General features: G+C 63.0%; 2 protein-coding genes and 1 pseudogene. 2 read left to right on the top strand and 1 reads right to left on the bottom strand.

Annotation, left to right across the window (positions count from 1 at the left end; all coding sequences use genetic code 11):
- Positions 1 to 339: 339 nt before the first annotated feature.
- Both WAN71_RS18770 and WAN71_RS18775 read left to right on the top strand, forming a co-directional pair.
- On the top strand, positions 340 to 696 hold the full coding sequence (locus WAN71_RS18770; RefSeq protein ID WP_422226771.1) for a hypothetical protein: 357 nt from the start codon (positions 340 to 342) through the stop codon (positions 694 to 696).
- A gap of 152 nt (positions 697 to 848) precedes the next feature.
- Positions 849 to 1217, top strand: coding sequence for a hypothetical protein (locus WAN71_RS18775; protein WP_422226772.1), 369 nt, complete (start codon positions 849 to 851; stop codon positions 1215 to 1217).
- Between the two features lie 2 nt (positions 1218 to 1219).
- On the opposite strand, the pseudogene WAN71_RS18780 reads toward WAN71_RS18775, so the two are convergent.
- Positions 1220 to 1553, bottom strand: a pseudogene (locus tag WAN71_RS18780) (dihydrodipicolinate reductase); the annotation flags it as partial.

Consider the following 1553-nt stretch of genomic DNA (forward strand, 5'->3'; position numbering starts at 1 on the left):
GCTCGGAACCGGTCGCGGGATCCGCGTCGGAATCGGTCACTTGCCGCGAACCATTCCGAGCGCAACGCCTTCGTGGCGCTCTGGTAGCTTCCAACCACGCACGGAGAACCACATTATCAGCACTTGCTGTAGGGAATGGAAGCCATCACAATGTCCAGTTCCTTGGTCACATGCCATTGCGGCCATAGCGCACTTGCGGGCCTGCAGGAACGCGCGGCGGGTGGGGCGCTGCTTTCAGCCGCTGACCTTCTCCAAATAAGAGAATTTTCTTATCAGCTATGCCAAGCTATCTTGGTGCGATTCATCGTGGCAGTGGTCGCCGCGCTGATCGGAGTCGGCATGTCGATGCCGCCGCCGGCTGCCGCGGGGCCGACCGTGTGCGACTATCCGGCCTGCACTCCGGGCATCGCCCCGAATATGGTTCTCGGCGCTCCGTGCGACAACACCACTTATTACGCATTCGGCGTCTCGGGCGGTTATGTGCCAGCCACCCAACCCGGACGGCTGATGTTCTGCGGCTCGCCTCGGAGATATCAGCCCCGATGGTTCCGGTCACCTCCGATGGCCGGAATCAAGGACGAAGGCGCCGAATGCGGGCTGCGGTTCCAGAACTACGTTGCGCAGGCGCCCGATGGTCTCTTCCTGGTGTGCATAGGGCATGACGGTGTCACCACGTGGGTGCGGGCCGACACCTAGCCGGAAAAGTCTTTGCCGTCCGCACCCAATAGTCGGCCAAAGCCCGCGGACGATAAGGAACGGAGAGACCCGTGAAGACCCCGAAGATCGCAGCAGCCAGTGTCGTGCTCGTCTCAACCGCACTAGCCCTCGCGCCGAATGCCGCGGCCAGGATGCTGCTTGGTAACTACGTACTGCAGACCCCACGGGACCCAGGTCACTCTTGGATCTGGTCGGTCGCGCCATGCGCCGCCGACACCGTCGTGCCAACCACGGACTGCGTCCATGTGGACGCCCTACCGAGACCCAATGGCCAAGCGGCGCCCTGGAACACAGACGCAAACCTCGCGAATGGTCGGTACACGATGGCAGTCGACGTGCCCGATGGTGTGCGCTGCACGGTGTACTTCCTGCCGTCGCACGATACATATTCGTGGGATCCAGTGACGCTGGCCGGTTCGGTGGACTCGACGTTCGACGCCGGCTGCGGAGGGGCGCCGGGCGGGACCGTAAACTACCCGTTTTCGCTGGTGCGTTACTAGAGCTAATCAGTCGCGCGATCCGGCGCCGGTTGCGTGACAAAAGCATTACGCGGGATCGTCAGCGGTAGGTCCACCGAATTCAGCAATCCAGGCTTTGCGGCGACGACATACGGCACGGCGTTGAGGACTCGCATCGCAGTGGCGACCATCGCGCCGGCCCCGGATGTCATTCCCGCGACGCCCGCCCGGGCCGGATCCTTGAGAGTCGCCGCCATTGTGCATTCGATGTCGGGATCACCGCTGATGACGATGCGGTAGCTCAAATCGCCGATGCCGGTTGGCCAATCGGGTGCGACGTCGTGCGCCAGACGGGTGATGTGTTCGACGATGATGGCC

The organism is Mycobacterium sp., from assembly GCF_049280035.1.
Lineage (GTDB): Bacteria > Actinomycetota > Actinomycetes > Mycobacteriales > Mycobacteriaceae > Mycobacterium.